We start from the raw sequence: 17,721 nt of genomic DNA on the forward strand, positions 1-17,721 counted from the left end.
CATAATCATGTCCAAACAAGACTCTTTCTGGTTTAAATCATTACGTTGGATACAAAAGAAGCTGGTTCATACCATAGTGGTCCCCCAGCATCCTTTTGATGACCTTAATCTAGATTCAGATAGACCTCTAGTCTACGTAATGAAGACGAAATCCATCAGCGATATCGCCGCATTGAGCGAGATAACCGCTAAACTCGGCTTACCGAGTCCCTATGAAGCACTCGATGTGTGCGGCGAAAAAGTGTCGCGCGTGGTTTGCCTCGAAGGGGCCAAACCCTTGTTTGGTGAGCGCGAGAGCAACGAGTATTACCTCGACAGCTTCACTCGCCTGTTAAGTGCGCACAAACAACATCCTGAGCTCGACATTCAACTTGTGCCAGTCAGCCTGTACTGGGGGCGTACTCCAGGCAAAGAAGATGACACCATGAAGGCGGCGGTTTTAGAGCGGGAGAACCCGACTTGGCTGCGTAAATGCCTGATGATTTTATTCTTAGGCAGACACAACTTTGTGCAGTTTTCTAATGCGATGTCGCTACGATATATGGCCGATGAACACGGTACAGATAAACGTATAGCGCAAAAACTGGCGCGAGTGGCACGGGTGCATTTTCGTCGTCAACGCAAGGTCATGACTGGGCCTGTCTTGCCTAATCGCCAAAATTTATTCCACTCGCTGCTCAAATCTGAGTCGATGAAAAAAGCGATTCAAGAAGAAGCTCATAGCAAAAAAATCTCCGAAGCCAAAGCCCGTGAAACCGCACTCGAATACCTAGATGAGATCGCGGCGGATTACTCCGACAGCCTAGTGCGTATTGCCGAGCGCTTCCTCACTTGGCTATGGAATAAACTGTATAAAGGCATCAATATCAAAGGCGCCGAGCAAGTTCGTCAGCTACACCATGATGGCCATGAAATTGTCTATGTCCCTTGTCACCGTAGCCATATGGACTACCTGCTGCTCTCTTATATCCTCTATTACCAAGGCATGGTGCCACCGCATATTGCCGCCGGGATTAACCTTAACTTCTGGCCAGCAGGCCCCATGTTCCGCCGTGGCGGCGCCTTCTTTATTCGCCGCAGCTTCCGCGGCAATAAGTTATACACCGCAGTATTTCGTGAATACTTAGACCAGCTGTTTGCCAAAGGCTATTCGGTTGAGTATTTCACCGAAGGTGGACGTTCACGCACAGGCCGCTTGCTGGCGCCCAAAACTGGCATGATCGCCATGACACTTAACAGTGTGCTGCGCGGAGTCGAGCGCCCGGTGACCTTAGTGCCTGTGTATTTGGGTTATGATCATGTGATGGAAGTGGCCACTTACCATAAAGAGCTCAGCGGCAAGAAAAAGAAAAAAGAGTCACTATGGCAGGTGTTTGGTGCCATCCGTAAATTAGGCAATTTCGGTCAAGGTTACGTTAACTTTGGTCAGCCAATCACGCTACACAACTTCCTCAACGAGCAAGTGCCAAACTGGCGTGAAGAGCTGGCCCAAGACCGAGAGCAAAAACCCACTTGGCTCACCCCTGTGGTCAACACTTTGGCTAATCGGGTGATGACACGCATTAACGATGCCGCCGCTGTCAGCTCGGTGACCTTAACCAGTTTAGTGTTACTGGCCTCAGAGCAACATGCACTGGAACGCTCACAGCTGGAAAAACAGCTAGATCTGTATCTGACGTTGCTCAAAAAGCTGCCTTACACCGAGTTTGCCTCGGTCGTTGAAGGCGACGGCGCCAAATTGATAGAACAGGGTCTTGAGCTGAAAAAGTTCAAGCTCGACAGCGACCCACTGGGTGACATCATCTCTATCGATGAGAGCCAAGCGGTCTCCATGACCTATTATCGAAATAATATTATTCATTTAATGGTTATTCCGTCGTTAATCGCCAGTTGCCTAACCCAGCACGATAACTGCACTCGTCAAACGATTATCGATACTGTCGAAGACTTTTATCCTCTGCTACAAGCCGAACTGTTTATGGGGATAGACGATATACCTGAGTATGTGTCTCAGTTATTAGATCTGCTACTTGAACAAGGGCTTATCATTGAAGCCGCTAGCTTTAGCGTCAATCTAGAGCACCTTAATCAGCTACTGCATTTGGCAGGCACCATCAGTGAAACTATGCAGCGCTACGCCATTATCTTCAATATCTTGGCCGCAGCACCTAACATTGAACGCTCGGAACTTGAGAGCGACAGCCATCAGTTAGCTCAGCGCCTTGGCGCATTGCATGGCATTACTGCACCTGAGTTTTATGATAAGAAACTCTACGGTACCCTAAGCGTTAAGCTAAAAGAGTTAGGTTATCTGGCCGGTGATGCTAAGCAAGCCGATGTGCAGCGTATTCGCTCACGGGCGAACCATCTGCTGCGTGCCTCAGTGAAACAAACCATTGTCGACAGTGTCGCTGCGGAGCACCACGCGTAATGGCCAACCATATGAATGCCGCCAAGCATAAAGCCTCTGGCAAATCATTATTGGGTGGCGCAATGATCATCGCAGGTACCGCCGTCGGTGCCGGAATGTTCTCTCTGCCTGTCGTCGGTGCGGGTATGTGGTTTAGTTACTCGCTATTGATGATGTTAGGCGTGTGGTTTTGCATGTTGGTATCAGGGCTATTGCTGCTCGAAACCAATTTACACTTTGAACCCGGCGCCAGTTTTGACACCTTGACCCGCGACACCTTAGGTAACTTTTGGCGTATCGTAAACGGTCTGTCCATCGCCTTTGTGTTGTATATTCTGGCCTATGCTTACATCAGTGGCGGCGGCTCCATCGTCAACCATAGCCTAGCGGGATTAGGAATTGAATTACCCCAAGGCTTAGCCGGACTCATCTTCGCCGTTGGCTTAGCCATCGTGGTGTTTATCAGCACTAAGGCGGTCGATCGCATCACCACCATCATGCTGGGCGGGATGATAATCACCTTCTTTTTGGCCATAGGTAACTTGCTGATCGAAATTGAACCCACTAAGTTATTCCATCCCAATGGTGAGACCCGCTATTTACCCTATATGTTGGCGGCGATCCCGTTTGGTTTAGTCAGCTTTGGTTACCACGGCAATGTGCCAAGCTTAGTGAAGTATTATGGTAAAGATGCCAATACCATAGTGAAAGCCATCACCTTGGGCACCTTAATCGCGTTTATCATCTATGTTTGCTGGCTCATGGCCACCATGGGCAATATCTCGCGTATCGAGTTTATCGATATTATCGCCCAAGGCGGCAATATGGGCGTGTTAGTGGCGGCGCTATCGGATGTGATGGCCAGCAGTTGGCTTAATACCATGCTAACCCTGTTTGCTAACTTGGCGGTAGCCTCGTCGTTTTTAGGGGTGACTTTAGGGCTGTTTGACTACCTTGCGGATCTATTCGGCTTTGAAGAAACTCGCACTGGCCGTTTAAAAACCGCTACCGTCACCTTTGTACCGCCAACCCTACTTGGACTGCTGTTTCCCAATGGCTTTTTAATTGCCATTGGCTTTGCGGCCATCGCCGCCACCGTTTGGGCGGCGATTGTACCAGCCTTAATGGCGTATCGTGCACGGCAGATGTTTCCTGATAGTCAGAGCTTTAAAGTGCCGGGCGGCACTGCAGTGATCGCTATCGTCATTGGTTATGGCGTCCTGACGGCGGCCTGTCATCTGCTTGCCATGGCTGATTTACTGCCCGTATACGGCTCGTAATTCACCTCACTGTTACCCAATAAAAAAAGGCGCTCTATAGAGCGCCTTTTTTGTTTACTGTTGTCATTTACAAGATAAGCAACTAGGTATTAGCCTCATCCTTGCTCAGCGTGCGGCCGTAAATCAGTAAATACAGCGCGGGTAACACAAACAGCGACAGCAACGGTGCGGTGATCATGCCGCCCACCATAGGCGCAGCAATCTTTTGCATCACATCATTACCCGCTCCTGAGCCCCACATGATAGGCAACAGGCCAAAGAAGATAGTCGCGACCGTCATCGCCTTAGGTCGAATACGCATCACTGCCCCCTCGATAAGCGCCGCTTTAAGATCGTCAATGACCACATAGCTGCCGGTCTCTTTACGATGCTTAATGGCATTATTAAGGTAGACCAACATCACCACCCCAAACTCGGCGGCCACACCCGCTAACGCGATCATCCCAACGGCCACCGCTACCGACATATTAAAGTCGAGCAGGTAGAGCAACCAAGTGCTGCCCACCAAGGCGAAGGGCAAGCTGAGCATGATGATAGAAGCCTGCATGGTTGAGCCAAAAGTCATCATCAGCAGAATAAAGATCACTGCCAGCGCCATGGGGATCACCTTTTTCAATTTAGCGTCCACCCGCTGCATATATTCATACTGCCCGGCAAAGCTGTAACTGTAACGCGGCGGCACCACCAACTGTTCATCGAGCGCGGCTTGCGCTTGGGTGATGTACTCACCAATTGAGGTGCCCGCAATATCGACAAATACCCACGAGATCAGGCGACCATTTTCACTCTTTAACATAGGCGCGCCATCGCTAATGCTGATGTCGGCCAAGTTGCGTAGCGGCAGGTAATGCCCTGACTTAGTGATCACCGGAAGCTCTCTAAGCTTGTCGATATTGTCACGTAGCGCGCGAGGATAGCGCAGGTTGATAGGGTAACGCTCGGCGCCCTGCACCGACTCACCTATCTTCATCCCTCCGATGGCATAACGCACCACATCTTGAATATCACTCAGCGACATGCCGTAACGGGAAGCCACATCTAACTTAGGGGTGATATCGATATAACGTCCGCCGCCAACCCGCTCGGCATAAGCCGATTTGGTATGTGGCAACTGACTGAGTATCGCCTCGATATCGGCGCCCACTTGCTGCAACTCATTGACATCGGCGCCAGTGATCTTAATCCCTACCGGGGTTTTTATCCCCGTCGATAACATATCGATACGGGTCTTAATCGGCTGCACCCAGGCGTTGGTTAAACCGGGCACTTTAACGGTTTTTTGCAGCTGATCTATGATGTCGCTTAACTCAATACCCTCGCGCCACTCGGCTCTGGGTTTAAGCATAATGGTGGTCTCTAACATGGTGAGCGGCGCCGGATCGGTCGCGGTTTCGGCGCGCCCCACCTTACCAAACACCCGCTTAACCTCAGGCACGGTTTTAATTAATCTGTCGGTCTGTTGCAGAACTTCGGCCGCTTTACTGGCACTGATCCCCGGTAAGGCGGTGGGCATATACAGCAGATCGCCCTCTTCCAGTTCAGGCATAAACTCGCTGCCCATTTGCGTCACCGGATACCAAGCGCTGCCCAGCGCCACTAATGCCACTAACAAGGTGATTTTAGGAAAGCGCAGTACCAGCGTCAGCGACGGCTTATACAGGGCAATTAATACCCGGCTAATGGGGTTACTGCTCTCTTTAGGAATATTGCCGCGAATAAAGAAGCCCATGAGTACGGGGACTAAAGTTATCGACAGCACGGCCGCAGCCGCCATCGCAAAGGTTTTAGTGTAAGCCAGCGGGCTAAACAACCGTCCCTCTTGCGCCTCTAAAGCAAATACCGGCACAAAGCTTAAGGTAATGATAAGCAGTGAGAAAAATAGCGCCGGCCCCACCTCGACCGAGGCTTGAGCCACGATGTGCCAATGCTCTTTATTATCTGGGCCACGCTGATGCTCCTGCCTAAAGTGCTCCAGATGTTTGTGCATGTTCTCTATCATCACAATGGCCCCATCGACCACGGCACCAATGGCGATGGCGATGCCGCCCAGACTCATGATGTTAGCGTTCACTCCCATCTTATTCATCACGATAAAGGCGATGAGAATAGACAAAGGTAGAGTGATCACCGCCACCAATGTCGAGCGCGCATGCAGCAAAAACAGCAAACAGACCACGCCGACAACTACCATCTCCTCAATCACCTTGTTGAACAAGTTGTCAACCGAGCTTTCAATCAAATGCGATCTGTCGTAAGTGGGCACAATTTCGACGCCTTGGGGCAAACCGGCCTTAAGCTGCTCTAACTTGACTTTAACCGCTTCAATGGTGGCTAAGGCGTTTTCACCGTAGCGCATCACGATAATGCCGCCCACCACTTCGCCTTCACCGTCGAGCTCGGCGATGCCACGGCGCGACGCAGGGCCTTTACGCACCGTCGCCACATCCTTAAGTAACAGAGGCGTTCCCGACGGGCTGGTGATCCCCAGTGGGATTTCACGAAAATCATCTAAGGTTTGTCGGTAACCTTTAGCCCGCACCATATATTCTGCTTCGGCCATCTCAATCACCGAGCCGCCAGCTTCGGTGTTCGATTTCGCGATGGCGTTTTTAATGGTGGCGATATCTAAACGATAGATGGCCAGCTTGTCTGGCTCTACGACGATTTGATAGGTTTGCTCCATACCGCCAACGGTGGCGACTTCTGACACTCCCGCCACACTTTGCAGCTCTAATTTTAAGTACCAGTCTTGCAGACTTTTTAATTGCGACAGGTCTAAACTGCCAGAGCGATCCACTAAGGCGTATTCAAAAATCCAGCCCACCCCCGAGGCGTCAGGCCCCAATGACGGCTGAACGCCAGGCGGTAAGCGACTACTTACTTGGCTTAAATATTCCAATACCCGTGAACGGGCCCAGTAGATGTCGGTGCCATCTTCGAAGATGACATACACATAAGAGTCACCAAAAAACGAATAACCACGCACGGTTTTCGCACCCGGTACCGCGAGCATCGCGGTCGATAAAGGGTAAGTGACCTGCTCCTCGACCAGTTGAGGGGCCTGCCCCGCAAAAGGGGTCTTGATGATCACCTGTACATCCGACAGATCCGGTAAGGCATCTAACGGAGTATTTCTGAGCTCTTGTACGCCCCACACGCCAATCATGATGGTGATGATCAGCACCATCAGCCTTTGCTGAATGGCCAGTTGAATAATTTTGCTTAACATAATGTCCCCTAGTGCTGATGGCCGCTGCTAAGGCGCATTAAACTGCCTTTTAGGCTGGCTTCTGAATCCAGCAAGAACTGCCCCGAGATCACCACGTTTTCCCCTTCGCTTAAGCCGCTGAGGATCTCCGCTTTACCTTGAGACATCATGCCCACAGTGACTTGGCGCGCCACAAAACTGTTGTCGCTCTGCTTAACAATCACCCGGTTTTCATGCCCAGTTTGGATTAAAGCCTCTTGCGGGATCACTAAGGCATTACGATTAGGACCGCCAAAAATGGCAATATTGGCCAGCGTATTGGGGCGCAGTGCCACGTCGCTGCTATTGAGCACGATTCTGACCCGTAAACTGCGGGTCACAGGATCAAGTTCGGGGTAGATATAATCGACTACGCCCTCGATATCTTGTAGTCCCATCGCAGGCACTGACACTTCGGTATGTTGCCCTAAAGCAATCCAACTCTGCTCATTCTCAAACACATCGGCAATCACCCACACCTTAGACAAGTTCGCTAATGACATCACCTCGGTGGCAGGCTGAATATACATACCGTCTCTAACCGACAGCTGTTTCACTATGCCATCGGTTTGTGCATAAAAGGGCACCCGATATTGGGTCTGCTCCGTCTTGGCTAGGCGCTCAATTTGGCCGCGAGTCATGCCTAACAGCTCAAGCCTCAATCCGGCACGGCGCACTAAATCTTGATAGTTTTTACTGTTGCCCGAGCTGCGTAAACTGCCCAGCGCCAACAGATAATCATCTTGCGCGTTGATCAAGTCTGGCGAGTAGATCTCATACAGCAACTGGCCTTTCGTCACCTTATCGCCGACAGACTTAATGGCGAGCTTTTCTATCCAGCCGTTGACCCTAGCGTGAATGTGGCTAATTTCACTCTCGTCATAGCCTATCTGACCAACGGTTCTGACAAACTTCCACATAGTGCCCCGTGTCGCTGGCGCTACTTTTAACGCTAAGGCTTGCTGCATGCCACCGGAGACTTGGATCTCGATTTCAGACTGGCCACCGCCCACTTCAACTTTTTCAAGGTTCATGCCGCAGATAGGACACGTACCCGGCACATCGCTGATGATATGCGCATGCATTGGGCAGACATATTTGATCGAAGGCTCACCAGTTAAAGGAGCGGGTTTGGCTTGGGCTAAGGGATCAAACGCCTCAGCACTGGCAGCTTGATGCGCGGCATGGGCGGTATCGACGGCCTCTTCCTCCTCCTCTTCAACCAGAAACATATTGCACTGCGGACAGCGGCTGCCGGCCTCATGGCTGGTTTCCTCTGGATGCATGGGGCACACATAGGTTTTTTGCTCGGCGCTAGCGGCCTTATCTTTTAATGCCGACTCATGTTGTTGCTCAACCAGAAACATATTGCACTGCGGGCAGCGACTGCCGGCCTCATGGCTGGTTTCCTCTGGATGCATGGGGCACACATAGGTTTTTTGCTCGCCAAGATGTTGATGTTGGATTTGCGCCGCACTATCACTGCCGCTTAACTCCACTTGGGCCGCACTCAATTGCGGCGTTGCTATCAGTAATACACTGACGAAATACGTCAATGGTTTACGCTTATCACTCATATTGAAATAACTCATAATGCCTCAGTCCCACTCAGTAATTAGTGATGTTTATGCGTTGCTGCGCCATGAGCCGCGTTAACTGGCGTGAGGTTCATACCGCATTTAGGGCAGGTATCCCCTTTTTCACCAACCACTTCAGGATGCATTGGACAGTCGTATTTTGCACTCAAAGCAGCATCTTTAACTGGCGTGAGGTTCATTCCACACTTGGGGCAGGTATCACCCTTTTCACCAATGACCTCTGGGTGCATTGGACAGTCGTATTTTACAGTCGCTTTAGCATCATTTTTATGTTTCGGACAGTTATCACACTTGCTGGCATCATGCTGACCATGGTGTGCTGACGCACTTGCCTGATGTTCGCCGTGTGGGCATTTCTTATGTTCAGCAGCACCTTTAACTGGTGTGAGGTTCATACCGCATTTTGGGCAAGTATCACCTTTCTCACCAACAACTTCAGGATGCATAGGGCAATCGTAATGTTGCCCGGCTTGCTCACCATGAGCGTGCTGATGGGCAGATGCCATCGGCGCCGAGATAACAAAAAGAAAAGCAGTGAGCACTAAACTGATAAGGGTTTTCATTGATTGACTCCATCGTAATGGTGGCCGTATTACTAGGCGTTGAGCCTTGTTATAGCCAAATATGGCTTAAGTAATTGACGGCTAAATATAAAATAATCACCGTTAATATCCCGTTACTGCATAAAACGACGGTAGAGAAGGCGCATCACACTGACAAGTCAGCTTATGGTGACATCGCACAATCTATCGCCATGCACATAGCAGGGGTTAACGACTAAAAATATATAAAAGATTAAAGCTAAAAATCAGACCTGACATTGCAGGTAACATCTAGCGTCGGCAATAGCCGACAATGTTACGCAATCGGAGGTTTAAGTTCTGACCCTAACGAGATGGAGTGGAAATGAGGCATTTGAGTAGCCAAGATAGATTCTGAGCCGCGAAAGTCTGGCCAAGACGTGACGCTAAATAGAGTGCCTGTCATCGAAATCACTAAGCAGTGGGTACAATCTCCCTCGCAATATCCATTGCCTTCACAGCAATGCTGAGCCGCGGGAAGCATATTTTGCTCGGCATCGCAGCAGTGAGCTTGACGCACTATTTCGGATGGATGACACACTTCACTATTGCTCATCTGCATCATCATGGATAAATCATGGGCTTGGGCATTGGGCACCATAGAAAAACCATTAGATAGCATTACCTGTCCCAACATGGCGAACAGAGTAAAGATAACTAATGTATGGTGGCGAAATACGTTGCGCATGAACTTTCCTAACAATGAGATAGCGTCAGTCTATCACGAAATTTTTAAACAACCTTGATTGAATTCACAATTTCCTGACAAACATCAGTGATATCTAAAGGTAATAACCTGCCTATTTCAATATGCCTTTCAGCAAGATAAGTTTATCGAGGCCGGCACTAAATTATGCTTATCAATGCCCACCTGTTGCAATAGACCGGCATAACCACCAATAGGTTCCATCCCTGCTCCAGAAATATTTAGCCACCGTCACAGATGAACACCTAGCAAACTATTCACAACAAGAACAACGTTAACGCAAAGACGTGATCAACCTTGCTACATCCTTCAGTTTGCAGTAACTTTAGTTAATACGCATATATATTAATCAAATTACGATATTCTCATTAATGTAAATTAGAGTTAGAGCTAGCTCTCATTTTACAGTTATAAACCCAGATCCACCGTCTGCTTCTGGTTATACTCAGTGTCAGAGATGAAGTAAATATTAGATAAAACAACTATATTTTGGAGATACAGCGATGAACTGGCGTGCACTATTCAAACCAAGCGCGAAATACTCAATACTAGCCCTCATTGTGGTCGGTGTTGTCATCGGTGTTGTGGGTTATTTCGCGACACAGCAAACATTACATGCAACCAGTACAGATGAATTCTGTATGTCTTGCCATAGCAATCATTCACTTAAGGATGAAGTGTTAGCCTCTGCCCATGGTGGTGGTAGCGCAGGGATCACAGTACAGTGTCAAGACTGTCACTTACCTCACGGTCCAGTTGATTACCTGATTAAAAAGATCATCGTGTCTAAAGACCTTTATGGTTTCTTGACTATCGATGGCTTTAACACGCAAGAATGGTTAGACGAAAACCGTAAAGAGCAAGCAGACCTTGCACTTAAATATTTCCGCGCTAACGACAGCGCTAACTGTCAGCATTGTCACACTCGTATTTACGAGAACCAGCCAGAAACCATGAAGAAGATGGCCAAGAGAATGCACGAAAACAACTTCAAGAAAGACGCTGACAAGCGTAAGACTTGTGTTGACTGTCACAAAGGCGTTGCTCACGTTTATCCAAAAGGATAATCATAGATTTTCAGCACCAGCCGGACGATGAAAACCAAAAAAAGCCTCAATAATGAGGCTTTTTTGTTATTTGATGCCAACCCCTCTCTATGGATCGATAGTTATGCCAAGGATAAATGCGGCAAACTCACATATATCCCCTCAAACTCGGCGCAACACTTGTCACCACAATAAAGCGCGACCTGTAAGGTCACCTTCACCTTACGTCCCTTAGCTAAATCACTTAAATCAGCATCTGGCCAGCGCACCTTGGCGACAGGCGTCGCATCAACAGGGGCCAGATAACGAATATCCGCCTTAGCCAGCACTATATCCCCTGCAACCTGACACAGACTTTGATTAAGCCAAACCACTCCCCAACCCGTTAATGTCATCAAGGTATAGATGCTGCCGGCAAACATAGTGTTATGCAGGTTAATGTTGGGAGCTAAGGGTGCCGATACGCTAAAGAGGTCGTCATGATATGACAATGGCGTTATCTGCATAAACTCACTCACCGGAATGGTGTTATGCCAGATCTCAGCCAATTGCGTTAATCGTTCAGCGATCTTAAGGGGCATAGGCTACACCTGCAGATTAAAGGTCACAGGGCCGTCATTAATTAAGCTGACCTGCATATCGGCAGCAAATTCACCCGTTTCGACCGCCATACCTTGCGCTCGACAATAATCCACAAAGGCGTGATACAACTCCTTGGCTTGCTGCGGGGTGCCTGCCCCTGAAAAACTGGGACGCAAACCACGGCCAGTATCGGCAGCTAAAGTAAACTGCGACACCACCAGCAGGCTTCCGCCCACTTGCTGCACATTGAGGTTCATCTTGCCATTATCATCGGCAAAAACGCGGTAGTTCATCACCTTAGCGGCCAACTTTTCCATCTTAGCGATATCATCTTCACGCTCTACACCAAGCAAAATTAATAAGCCTTGATTGATGGCGCCAATGGTCTCTTCTGCCACCTCGACCTTCGCCTGTTTTACCCGCTGAATTAAGGCTATCACAACCCTTGTTCTCCTTATCTACGTCTGTATTACCGCCCTGTCGGCGAAAACCACTTGTCTATGGCTTAGCTCAGCTAAGCAGCACGAGTTGTCGATCTGTTTTATTGATGTTTAATGTAACGGGTCATTTGCGCAACCGCATCGCTGACCGCCTGACGCATCTTGGTATCGATAAGAGTATGATGGCCGCTTTTTACTAGGCGAGAGCGTAATAATGGCGGGCCAAATTGGTTTAAAAAGTCATCCACTAACCGCTGCGGACACACCCAATCCAGCTCACCTTGCAAGATAACGGTGGGGCATTGTAATCGGGCCCCAACCTGTTGCATCAATGGATAAGCCCCAAAATAGTCGTGGCGAGCATAGTGCAACTCGATGCGGGCCAACACCCTGCCTTGCTCAAGATTATCGACACTCATACCTGGGGCGGCGAGCGCCAATTCCCAAGCTAGCCAACGTTGTATCGCCTCATCCCGAATATCACTATCTTGACTATTAAAGTCCTGCTCAAATTGCTGTAAGAGTTGCTCAATATCATCATTGATCCGACGAACAAACTGGCGATATTGGCAGGAAAAAATTTGCGCGACGCCGCGGCGGCCATAAAGCCAGTCGACACCAGCCGCCGATGGAATAAACAGGCCCCACAACACCAGAGCCTGCACCCGCTGCGGATAGATGCAACTGTATAGATACCCTAGCGTTGCCCCAAATGAGCCCCCCAGCAGACACCAGCGCGCCACTCCAGCCCATTGTCTGGCCTTCTCAATGTCGGTTAATAAACTGTGGAGATCATTATTATCTAAGCGGCCATAGGGTTTAGAGCGCCCTGCGGCGCGTTGATCTAACATATAAATACGTAAGCCCTCGACGCCAAACAGAGCAAGCTCATCAACGCAACACCCCGCCCCAGGGCCACCATGCAGATAAAGCACAGGAATGCCGTCGGCATCGCCATATTGGGCTAAGAATAATCGATGACCATCGCCGACATCTAACCAATCTTGGCGGATCAGCGCAAAGGCATCAAACACGCTCATGATTTAGCGGCGTTATCTTTAGACTTACTGCTAGTGTCACTTTCGTCATGGTTGACGGCATCGGCTGCTGGCTCATCGCTATCATCAAGTGATAAAAGGCGTTTATCTAAATATTCAGGCATGGCGGCAGTGATCTCGGCGCCAATCAATACTATGATCCACGACAGATAGACCCACATAAACAGAATAGGGATAGTGGCTAATGCACCATAAATAGCTTCATAGGCCGGAAATTCGGTGAGGTATAATGCAAAGCCTTTTTTGCCCAGTTCAAACAGCAACGCGGCAGCAATTGCGCCTAATAAGGCATGGAAAAACTTCACCTTAGTGTTGGGTACTACCATATAGATGAGTAAAAAGGTCGCCACAGAAAACAGCATGGGTAAGCGCTCGACTAACCAAGGTACCACGTCGCCAAACTCGGTATCATTAAACAGTTGCAGCGAGACCACATAAGAGGTCGCCACTAAACTCGCGCCCATCAGTACAGGGCCTAAGGTCAGCACCATCCAATACATAGACAAGGAGACCGCAAATGGGCGCTGCTGTGTGGTGCGCCAAATACCATTAAGCGATTTATCGATATTAGATATCAGTAAAATCGCGACCACCACCAAGGCGCCAATCCCCACCACAGTGCCTTTGGATGCATTAGCCACAAATTCATTAATATAGGTTTGTACGCTATCGCCTGCCGAGGGGATGAAATTATTGTAAATAAAGGCCTCGATATGCACTCTAATGCCTTTAAACACAGGGAAAGCCGACAGCATCGACATGGTTACCGCCACCATAGGCACCAAAGATAATAGGGTCACGTAAGCCAAATGACCGGCGCGCATGTTGATCTGATCTTCCGCCACACGCTGCTTTAGATGTATCATAAATGCCCAGATACCTAGCATAATGGAACGAAACAGGCTTATGTCGATTCTATTTATCACGGTATTCTCTTGATTCAAGTAGTGTTAACTGCGTAAGCTAGATTACAAGTTTAAAGACACTAGATACAAGTGTAAGGAATAAATTCATGTCTCAACAAGGTTCTGCAGGCAATGTGATTGCCGCTATCGCAAGTTTCTTTTTCCCGGGGTTGGGACAATTAGTGCAAGGACGCATCTTGGCAGCCTTACTCTTTTGCATCATCACCATCGTTGGTTACGCTTTATGGTGGCTGATTGTTCCGGCAATTATAGGCGGTATCGCCCATCTATGGAGCATTATCGACGCGGCCAAATTTAGAGCTGACTAAACTCACACAAGGATACTTCTAGGATGAAAAACAGACTATTTGCAGCCATCATCACCTCGGTGATGCTACTCAGCGGCTGCCAAAGTGCCTATTACGGTGCGATGGAAAAAGTGGGTTACCATAAACGCGACATCATGGTTGACAGAGTAAGCGATGCCAAAGAGTCGCAGCAAGAGGCGCAAGAACAATTTAGCTCGGCATTAGAGGAGATGCAGGCACTGCTCAATCATGATGGCGGCGATCTGCAAAGCGCTTACAACAAGGCCAAAGATGAGTACGAAGCCTCACAAGAGGCCGCCGACGAGGTCAGCAGTCGTATCAATAAAGTAGAAGATGTCGCCGAAGCACTCTTTGATGAGTGGCAAACAGAGATTGGTGAGATAAGTAAAGCCAGCCTACGACGCAATAGCGAGGCTAAACTGCGCGACACCCAGCGCTCATACACCCAACTGATGCGCACCATGCGCCGCGCCGAGGGCAAAATGGCGCCCATTTTAACGGCGATGAAAGACAACATGCTTTATCTCAAGCATAACCTTAATGCCCAAGCCATAGGCGCCATTAAGGGCGAGTTTGCCAGCCTGCAAACCGATATTTCTAGCCTAATTAACGAAATGAATAAATCGATAGCCGAGTCGACCCAGTTTATCGAATCCCTCGAAGGGGCAAATTAACTGCCTATTCAAAAAAGCCCTCACGTCTGAGGGCTTTTTTGTGTCTTCTGTTTTCAGCACACCAACTCAAATACAGTGAACTAATTTAAGCGAACATCAATGCTGCTTTAGCCGTATTACACCTTACTAACAAGGCGATACAGATCATCAAACCGGGCATATAAGGGCTTAATTTCGCGATTCACACCACACTATCGATAGCATAGAAGAACTAAGATCATCCCATCTCCTCTTATAGATACAAGCTATTAGTTGGTATTTCCACAATGACAATAATCGAATCTGTAACCTTAATGTTAGCCTTGGTGTATAGCATCAGTTTGCTCTATTGGAGCGGCAAAAAATGGGGGGCACTGCTGGCGGGAGGCCTACTCATTGGCGCCTTGGCAATCACCCTTTACTGGCCGCTATTATTAGCGCTATTTATCGCCGTCACTGGACTGGCTATCGCCAACCGCTATCACCCTGAGCTGATTAAAGGCACTGTGAGAGCCAACACCCTAAGGGAGGTATGCCAACACCTGCTGGCACTGTCCATGTTGCTGGTGGGTTTACAGTTTGCCGCTAATGCCGCCCTACTAAAAATGGGCATAACGCCTTGGTTAATGCGCCCCGATGTAGGTGATGGATTTTTACCTATCGCGGGGGGGATCGAGCTAAAGGCCATTTTAAGTTTAGGCATTTGGGATCAAAACCACCCTGCTGCAGCTGTGATGCTCACCGTGGTACTACTGACAGGGCTATTGTGTAAGCGAGCATTTTGCGGCTGGGCTTGCCCACTGGGCTTGGCGGGTGAATACCTGTACAAACTCAGAAAACGCGTCATTAAACGTGAATTTCTGCCACCAGCATGGCTAGACTGGCCACTTCGTATGCTCAAATACCTACTATTGGCCGCCTTACTCTACATTGTGATCGGTATGCCTAGTGCATCGATCCCCCATTACCTCAACGGTAACTACCATAAAGTTGCCGACCTAAAAATGGCGCTATTTTTTATCACCCCAGGACTGGTCACCTTAATTTGCTTCGGGGTTATTTTGGCAATAGTCGCTTGGCGACGCCAAGGCTTCTGTCGCTACATCTGTCCCTATGGTGCACTACTTGGGCTACTGAGTTTTTTAAGCCCATTTAAAATACGCCGTAATACCCAACACTGCCTTATCGAATCTAAAGGGATGAACTGTGACAAATGCACCCGCGCCTGCCCAGCGGCCATCAGCGTGCACACCCAAAAGCATATTCGCTCAGACGAATGCCAAGCCTGTATGCGTTGTGTATCCGCTTGCCCTAAAAAAGAGGCACTGCACTTAAGTACTCGTAATGGCATCACACTATCTGCCCGTGGCTTGACCATCATGTTATTCGTGCTGCTATTTATGCTGCCACTGATCGCCTATGTGAGCGGTTTTTGGGTCAGCCAGACCCCAACTGAAATGCGGATGTACCTGATTCAACATCTTAACGCCATTGGTCATTAACCCCAAGACAGAACGAGTAGGCACTCAATATCGCATAAAAAATCAGCCTCAAAGCGCAGGCTTGAGAGCTGATTTTTATGATAGTAAGACGTTATAACACCGTTTATTCCAACATTTGTAGCGCCCCACTTCGCCACGGTTTGATGATCACCTTAATGTGGTGCTGGTTTGTCATCAATCGTGCAAAGGCAGCCTGAACGCCATCTATGCCCATCTTGCCAGTGAGCATCGCCTTTAACGACTGCGCGCTGTGAGAGCTATGTGCTGCTGCGCTTTTTATCTCTAATAGCATCTCTTGCAGCTTAGCGATAAAGCGGTTAATGCCGGCAGAGATCTGCCCAAGATCGTCATCACTATTGACCGTTAAGCGGCGGGTTAGATCGCCATTACCCATTGCCAGATCCTCCACCATCTCTTTAAGCGCCAAAATAGGACGATAGAGAATTTTTAATATGACAAGGGAAGCCAAAATAGCCATGACTAACACCAACAGTGATAGCATCATGCAGTGCGTCTTCCACCTCCGCATACGCAACCGATTTATCCACCCCAATAAACAGATACCATCGCTTACCATTAAGCAACTCAATCGCTTTAGAAAATGCTAACTTTTCGATACCGTTAAATTGATATACTTGCTGCGAGGCCTGATTGGACAACATCTGCTGCTCAACCTGACCTAGCCCCATTGCCGAGAAATGCTGACCGATGGGATATTCTGTCGCACTCGATGCCATGATTTTACCTGTGCCATCGGTGATAACAGCCACCGCACCTGGAAAGGCGATATTGGCAACGCTTGAATGTAACCTTGAGAGTTCGATACTGCCAAAAATAGCACCGTCACCTAAACCAGTGACAATTGAAACGCCCTGTTCACCGATAAATTTGTCAATATAAACATCGGTAATGTCTAACCCATCGGCACTGCGCCCCTGCTTGTACCAAGGGCGTTGACGCGGATCATAATCTGCGGGGGCTAATCCCATCGGTCCAGCCATGATCGCTACTAGAAGAGTACGCAATGCCGGATTCAAATCCTAAGCAGATATTAGTCAGATGGCAGCCGCTTTGTGCTAACCGAGCAACCGCAGCAAAATCTTGATGAAGCAAGCCGCTTTTATAATTATTGACCACTGAGGTAACCGCTAATACTTGGCTGTCAAACCAAGTGCTGAGTTTACTCGACTCGGCATCCACTAAAGCGATACTTTTCTGATTAACACTGCTAATGGTGAGATCTCTAATATGGGTATATGACAGCCAATTAGACACCAACAGGCTAAGCGCCAGTAATATGACTGATGAGGAGATTAATGTTTTTAAAATTCAACAACTGTGCACTTCCTATAGCTAAAAAATAGTAAAACGTTAACAATAACCA

Annotated in this window: 17 protein-coding genes; 6 read left to right on the forward strand and 11 right to left on the reverse strand. The window is 48.7% G+C overall.

Translation table 11 applies throughout. From position 1 onward, the window contains the following. Positions 1–7: 7 nt before the first annotated feature. Together plsB and mtr are read left to right on the forward strand one after the other, a co-directional pair. On the forward strand, positions 8–2,431 hold the full coding sequence (gene plsB, locus AC5YBX_RS16205) for a glycerol-3-phosphate 1-O-acyltransferase PlsB (protein ID WP_494524055.1): 2,424 nt from the start codon (positions 8–10) through the stop codon (positions 2,429–2,431). Continuing rightward, the gene (mtr, locus tag AC5YBX_RS16210) at positions 2,431–3,690 is read left to right on the forward strand and encodes a tryptophan permease (RefSeq protein ID WP_494520681.1); all 1,260 of its coding nucleotides are present in this window, start codon (positions 2,431–2,433) and stop codon (positions 3,688–3,690) included. Before plsB ends, mtr begins: the two co-directional genes overlap by 1 nt. A gap of 82 nt (positions 3,691–3,772) precedes the next feature. Here the strand turns inward: mtr and AC5YBX_RS16215 are convergent, their stop codons facing one another. The 4 genes from AC5YBX_RS16215 to AC5YBX_RS16230 all read right to left on the reverse strand — a co-directional run bounded on the left by AC5YBX_RS16215 (position 3,773) and on the right by AC5YBX_RS16230 (position 9,804). Continuing rightward, positions 3,773–6,919, reverse strand: coding sequence for an efflux RND transporter permease subunit (locus tag AC5YBX_RS16215; RefSeq protein WP_494520680.1), 3,147 nt, complete (start codon positions 6,917–6,919; stop codon positions 3,773–3,775). An 8-nt stretch (positions 6,920–6,927) separates the two neighbouring features. Continuing rightward, on the reverse strand, positions 6,928–8,529 hold the full coding sequence (locus AC5YBX_RS16220; RefSeq protein ID WP_494524056.1) for an efflux RND transporter periplasmic adaptor subunit: 1,602 nt from the start codon (positions 8,527–8,529) through the stop codon (positions 6,928–6,930). Between the two features lie 23 nt (positions 8,530–8,552). Next, positions 8,553–9,098: a heavy metal-binding domain-containing protein gene (locus tag AC5YBX_RS16225; RefSeq protein WP_494520678.1), complete on the reverse strand. Its 546-nt coding sequence runs from the start codon at positions 9,096–9,098 to the stop codon at positions 8,553–8,555. 295 nt (positions 9,099–9,393) lie between these two features. Further along, a complete protein-coding gene (locus AC5YBX_RS16230) occupies positions 9,394–9,804 on the reverse strand; it encodes a hypothetical protein (protein WP_494520677.1) in 411 nt (136 codons plus the stop codon). 521 nt (positions 9,805–10,325) lie between these two features. Between AC5YBX_RS16230 and AC5YBX_RS16235 the strand changes: the two genes are divergently transcribed. Further along, the gene (locus AC5YBX_RS16235) at positions 10,326–10,889 is read left to right on the forward strand and encodes a NapC/NirT family cytochrome c (RefSeq protein ID WP_494520676.1); all 564 of its coding nucleotides are present in this window, start codon (positions 10,326–10,328) and stop codon (positions 10,887–10,889) included. Between the two features lie 101 nt (positions 10,890–10,990). Here AC5YBX_RS16235 and AC5YBX_RS16240 read toward each other — a convergent pair whose 3' ends face one another. The 4 genes from AC5YBX_RS16240 to AC5YBX_RS16255 form a co-directional block, all read right to left on the reverse strand. After that, entirely contained in the window at positions 10,991–11,449 is a 459-nt protein-coding gene (locus AC5YBX_RS16240; RefSeq protein ID WP_494524057.1) for a thioesterase domain-containing protein, read from the reverse strand. 3 nt (positions 11,450–11,452) lie between these two features. After that, the gene (gene dtd, locus AC5YBX_RS16245; RefSeq protein ID WP_494524058.1) at positions 11,453–11,890 is read right to left on the reverse strand and encodes a D-aminoacyl-tRNA deacylase; all 438 of its coding nucleotides are present in this window, start codon (positions 11,888–11,890) and stop codon (positions 11,453–11,455) included. Between the two features lie 101 nt (positions 11,891–11,991). After that, positions 11,992–12,930: an alpha/beta fold hydrolase gene (locus AC5YBX_RS16250; RefSeq protein WP_494524059.1), complete on the reverse strand. Its 939-nt coding sequence runs from the start codon at positions 12,928–12,930 to the stop codon at positions 11,992–11,994. Further along, positions 12,927–13,874: a virulence factor BrkB family protein gene (locus AC5YBX_RS16255; protein WP_494524060.1), complete on the reverse strand. Its 948-nt coding sequence runs from the start codon at positions 13,872–13,874 to the stop codon at positions 12,927–12,929. The genes AC5YBX_RS16250 and AC5YBX_RS16255 overlap by 4 nt, the downstream gene beginning before the upstream one ends. 86 nt (positions 13,875–13,960) lie before the next feature. Here AC5YBX_RS16255 and AC5YBX_RS16260 point away from each other — a divergent pair, with 86 nt between their 5' ends. From AC5YBX_RS16260 to AC5YBX_RS16270, 3 genes are all read left to right on the forward strand, one after another. Next, positions 13,961–14,182, forward strand: coding sequence for a hypothetical protein (locus tag AC5YBX_RS16260; protein ID WP_475515128.1), 222 nt, complete (start codon positions 13,961–13,963; stop codon positions 14,180–14,182). Positions 14,183–14,205: 23 nt separating this feature from the next. Further along, entirely contained in the window at positions 14,206–14,856 is a 651-nt protein-coding gene (locus AC5YBX_RS16265) for a DUF2959 domain-containing protein (protein ID WP_494524061.1), read from the forward strand. Positions 14,857–15,122: 266 nt separating this feature from the next. Further along, a complete protein-coding gene (locus tag AC5YBX_RS16270; RefSeq protein WP_494524062.1) occupies positions 15,123–16,337 on the forward strand; it encodes a 4Fe-4S binding protein in 1,215 nt (404 codons plus the stop codon). Between the two features lie 103 nt (positions 16,338–16,440). Here AC5YBX_RS16270 and AC5YBX_RS16275 read toward each other — a convergent pair whose 3' ends face one another. The 3 genes from AC5YBX_RS16275 to AC5YBX_RS16285 are packed head-to-tail and all read right to left on the reverse strand — an operon-like array spanning position 16,441 to position 17,612. Then, the gene (locus tag AC5YBX_RS16275; RefSeq protein WP_494524063.1) at positions 16,441–16,815 is read right to left on the reverse strand and encodes a HAMP domain-containing protein; all 375 of its coding nucleotides are present in this window, start codon (positions 16,813–16,815) and stop codon (positions 16,441–16,443) included. Continuing rightward, positions 16,754–17,338 (reverse strand): cache domain-containing protein, encoded by a 585-nt coding sequence (locus tag AC5YBX_RS16280; RefSeq protein WP_494524064.1) that lies wholly within the window; start codon positions 17,336–17,338, stop codon positions 16,754–16,756. The genes AC5YBX_RS16275 and AC5YBX_RS16280 overlap by 62 nt, the downstream gene beginning before the upstream one ends. Then, positions 17,301–17,612 carry a hypothetical protein gene (locus AC5YBX_RS16285; RefSeq protein ID WP_494524065.1) on the reverse strand — a complete coding sequence of 104 codons (312 nt, stop codon included), beginning with the start codon at positions 17,610–17,612 and terminating at the stop codon, positions 17,301–17,303. The genes AC5YBX_RS16280 and AC5YBX_RS16285 overlap by 38 nt, the downstream gene beginning before the upstream one ends. Between the last annotated feature and the right edge of the window lie 109 nt (positions 17,613–17,721).

The sequence above is a fragment of the Shewanella sp. 492 genome, from assembly GCF_059338445.1.